Annotated in this window: 3 protein-coding genes; 2 read left to right on the top strand and 1 reads right to left on the bottom strand. The window is 70.8% G+C overall.

Annotated elements, in window-relative coordinates:
* Positions 1–162: 162 nt before the first annotated feature.
* Positions 163–1,527 carry an MFS transporter gene (locus ACFXPK_RS04880; protein ID WP_385071682.1) on the bottom strand — a complete coding sequence of 455 codons (1,365 nt, stop codon included), beginning with the start codon at positions 1,525–1,527 and terminating at the stop codon, positions 163–165.
* A 375-nt stretch (positions 1,528–1,902) separates the two neighbouring features.
* Here ACFXPK_RS04880 and ACFXPK_RS04875 point away from each other — a divergent pair, with 375 nt between their 5' ends.
* A complete protein-coding gene (locus ACFXPK_RS04875; RefSeq protein ID WP_385071680.1) occupies positions 1,903–2,820 on the top strand; it encodes a 5-dehydro-4-deoxyglucarate dehydratase in 918 nt (305 codons plus the stop codon).
* Positions 2,820–4,091: a glucarate dehydratase family protein gene (locus ACFXPK_RS04870; protein WP_384993201.1), complete on the top strand. Its 1,272-nt coding sequence runs from the start codon at positions 2,820–2,822 to the stop codon at positions 4,089–4,091. Before ACFXPK_RS04875 ends, ACFXPK_RS04870 begins: the two co-directional genes overlap by 1 nt.
* The last annotated feature ends 150 nt before the right edge of the window (positions 4,092–4,241 follow it).

Raw genomic sequence — 4,241 nt, 5'->3', positions numbered from 1 at the left:
CCGGTCGGCACCCCCGCCTCGGGGGCTAACCCCGGGGGGGCCAGGCCCCGCCCCCCCCCCGCCCGCCGCCCCCCCCGGACGCCTCGGCGCGGGGGCGCCCGTCATGATCGGGGATCTCTCCGGTACGGCTACGGCGGTACGGCGCTCACCCCCGCGCGCCGCTCATCGCGGATCGCCGGTCGCCACCGCCCGCTCGGTGACCGGCGTTTCGCCGGACGGGGACTCCGGGCGGGCGGGCCGGCGCATGAAGCCGACCCCCAGGGCCGCCAGGACGGACGCCACCGCCAGCGCGTACAGCCCCCCGTGGGTGCTGCCGGTGGTGTCCTTCAGATAGCCGAAGAGCGTGGGGGAGACGAAACCGCCCAGATTGCCCAGCGAGTTGACCACCGCGAGTCCGGCCGCGGCGATCTTCAGATCGAGCCCGGACTGCGCCATCGGCCAGAACAGGGTGGCCGCGCACTTCCCGCCGACCGCGGCCAGGGTGATGGCGACCAGTCCGAACCACGGGGAGCCCAGGGTGGCGAGGAAGGCGCCCGCCGCCGACAGGATCAGCGCGATGGCGAGATACGGCCGGCGGTCCGGGGCGCGGTCGGTGAAGTGGCTCATGGTGTACATGGCGATCACCGCGCAGATCCACGGGATGGCGGAGAGCAGCCCGATCTGGAAGGGCGAGAGCCCGCCGATCTCCGCCACCAGGCTCGGCAGCCAGAAGGTGATCGCGTAACCGGTGAGGGCCATCGCGAAGAAGACCGCGGTCAGCAGGGCGACCTGGGGGTGGATCAGCAGCCGCAGCCGCGAGACCTTGGGCGCCCGGCTGCGGGCCTCCTGGTCGCGCTCGACCGCCGCGCTCAGCGCGTCCTTCTCCTCCTGCGTGAGCCAGCGCGCCTCGGAGATACGGGAGACGAGGAAGAACCCGGCGACGATGCCCACCAGGATGGAGAAGGTCCCTTCGAGCGCGAACATCCAGCGCCAGCCGGCGAAGCCGCCCACGCCGTGCAGCTCCAGCAGCGCGCCGGTGATCGGACCGGTCACGATGTAGGCCGTGGCGGAGCCGCCCAGGAAGATCGCGCTGGCCCGGCCCCGGCTGGAGTCGGGCAGCCACTGGGTGAAGTAGAGCAGCACCCCGGGGAAGAAGCCCGCCTCCGCGACACCCAGGACGAACCGCAGGATGTAGAACGTCGTCACATTGTGGATGAGACACATCGCCAGGATCACCAGACCCCAGGTGATCATGATGCGGGTCAGCCAGACACGGGCGCCGAAGCGCTCCATCAACATGTTGCTCGGTACTTCGAAGAGGGCGTACCCGATGAAGAACAGGCCCGCGCCGAGGCCGTAGGCGGTGGCGCTCACCCCGACGTCGGCCCTCAGTTCGTCCTGGACGAAGCCGACGTTCGTCCGGTCCATCTGGTTGACCAGGAGCATCAGAACCAGAAGGGGCAGCATGCGGCGCAGGAATTTGCCGACCGCACGGCTCTCGGCGTCGGGCTCGCTCGCGGAACTCTTCGCAAGGGGCTGCGGGACCATCATTGTCTCCCACTTCGATAGGCGTGACGGCACGACAGAGGTCTCCGGGACAGGCGCCGTCGACCGCGAGGGCCGGGCTCCGCTCACGGACGTGGGGGGTCGCACCGCGCCCCGAGCGGGGGTGGCATCCGGCTCACTCATATATGTATGTGAACCTCTGTCATGCGTGTGGACACGTTACGTACGCGCCCCCATCCGGTCAATGACTTCTCCGCGGAATCTCGCGAGGTCACCCCCGATGCCCAGTTGGTGGCTGCTGCCCAGGTCGGAAGCGGAAGGAGGCGGCGGGAGCGCTTGACGGCCGTCCCGGGGCGACCTAAGTTCAGCCTCGTAGACATGTACCGGGACCACGGTCATATACCTGAACGGAGTCTTATGCTTGACGGAGTGCTGTTCTTTCCGGTCACGCCCTTCGCATCCGACGGCGCTCTCGACCCACAGGCCCTGGAGACCCATGTACGGGCCGGTGTGACCGCCGGCGCGGGCGGGGTCTTCCCCGCCTGCGGCACCGGGGAGTTCCATGCCCTGTCGCCGCGGGAACACACCGACGTCGTCCGCACCGCGGTCAAGGCCGTGGACGGCGCGGTCCCCGTCTACGCGGGCACCGGCGGCGCCCTGCCGACCGCGATCGCCCTCGCCGAGGCGGCCCGCGAGAACGGCGCCGACGGGCTGCTCCTGCTGCCCCCTTACCTGGTGAGCGGGGACCAGGACGGGCTGGTGCGGTACGTGAGGACCGTCGCCGAGGCCGCCGGGCTCCCCCTCATCGTCTACAACCGGGCCAACGCCCGGTTCAGCCCGAGCGCCGCCGTGGAGGTCGCCGCGCTCGACGGGGTCGTCGGCTTCAAGGACGGCGCGGGCGACATCGAAACCCTGGCCCGTACCGTCGTCGCCATCCGTGAGTCGCTGCGCGACAGCGGCAAGCCCTTCCAGTTCTTCAACGGCCTCCCGACCGCGGAGGCGACCGTCCCCGCCTACCGGGCCATCGGCGTTCCGCTGTACTCCTCCGCCGCCTTCTGCTTCGCCCCCGAGGTCTCCCTCGCCTTCCACCGCGCGGTGACCACCGGCGACCAGGAGCTGGCCGACGCCCTCCTCTCCGGTTTCTTCCACCCCCTGGTCGCCCTGCGTGACAAGGTCCCGGGGTACGCGGTCTCCTTGGTCAAGGCCGGCGTACGCCTGCGCGGCCTGGAGGTCGGATCGGTCCGCGCACCGCTGACCGACCCCACGCGGGAAGACCTCGACACACTCTCCTCACTCGTGGAGCGAGGACTCGAACTGGTAAGGAAAGCCGCCTGATGAGCGCAGAGAAGCTGCGGATCTCCGCCGTCACCATCACCCCCGTCGCCTTCCGCGACCCGCCGCTGCTCAACTCGGTCGGCGTCCACGAGCCGTACGCCCTGCGCGCGATCGTCGAGGTGCGCACCGACGGCGGGCTCACCGGACTCGGTGAGACCTACGCCGACGCCAGGCATCTGGAACGGCTCCAGGCCGTGGCGGAGCGGATCACCGGACTCGACGTCTACGCCACCGAGGAGCTGCACCGGCGCGTGGGCGAGGTCATCTCCAGGGTCGGCGGCGTCGGCGGCTCCGGGCTGACCGGGATGGTCACCACCAGCAGCACCGTCGACCGGGTGTACTCCCCGTTCGAGGTCGCGCTGCTCGACATCCAGGGGCAGGCGTGCGGCCGGCCCGTCTCCGACCTCCTCGGCGGCGCCGTCCGCGCGGCCGTCCCCTTCAGCGCCTACCTCTTCTACAAGTGGGCCGCGCACCCGGGCGCCGAGCCGGACGAGTGGGGCGCCGCGCTGGACCCCGAGGGCATCGTGGCCCAGGCCCGGCGCATGGTCGACGCATACGGGTTCACCGCGATCAAGCTCAAGGGCGGCGTCCTGCCGCCGGAGGAGGAGATCGAGGCCGTACAGGCGCTGCGCGCCGAGTTCCCCGACCACCCGCTGCGGCTCGACCCCAACGCCGCCTGGACGGTGGACACGTCCGTCAAGGTCGGCCAGGCGCTCGACGGCGTGCTGGAGTACCTGGAGGACCCCACGCCGGGCATCGAGGGCATGGCCGCCGTCGCCCGTGAGGTGTCGATGCCGCTGGCGACCAACATGTGCGTCGTCGCCTTCGACGAACTCCACCCCTCGGTGGCGGTGGACGCCGTCCAGGTCATCCTCTCCGACCACCACTACTGGGGCGGACTGCGCCGTTCCAAGCTGCTCTCCGGGATCTGCGACACCTTCGGCATGGGGCTCTCCATGCACTCGAACTCGCATCTGGGCATCAGCCTCGCCGCGATGACCCATCTCGCGGCGGCCACCCCGAACCTCACCTACGCCTGCGACACGCACTGGCCGTGGAAGACCGAGGACGTCGTCGAACCCGGTGTGCTGGCGTTCAAGGACGGCTCGGTCGAGGTGCCCACCGCCCCCGGTCTCGGTGTCACGCTCGACCGCGACGCCCTGGGGGTCCTGCACGAGCAGTACCTGACGAGCGGTCTGCGCAACCGGGACGACACCGGTTACATGCGCACCATCCACCCGACCTACCGGTCCACCATCCCCCGCTGGTAGGGCGGGGAGCGGGGAGAGGGCGGGACGGAGGAAGCGGCCCCGCGGCCCGCGACCCGCCCCCCGGCCGCCCCGCGCCCCCGAGGGGCCCGGGCGGGGGCATATAAAAAAAAACCAAACCCCCCAACGATAAAAAAACTCGGTGTGGGGGGT

The organism is Streptomyces sp. NPDC059142 (assembly GCF_042755665.1).
Classification (GTDB): domain Bacteria; phylum Actinomycetota; class Actinomycetes; order Streptomycetales; family Streptomycetaceae; genus Streptomyces.
This window is presented reverse-complemented; position numbering and strand designations above follow the sequence as displayed.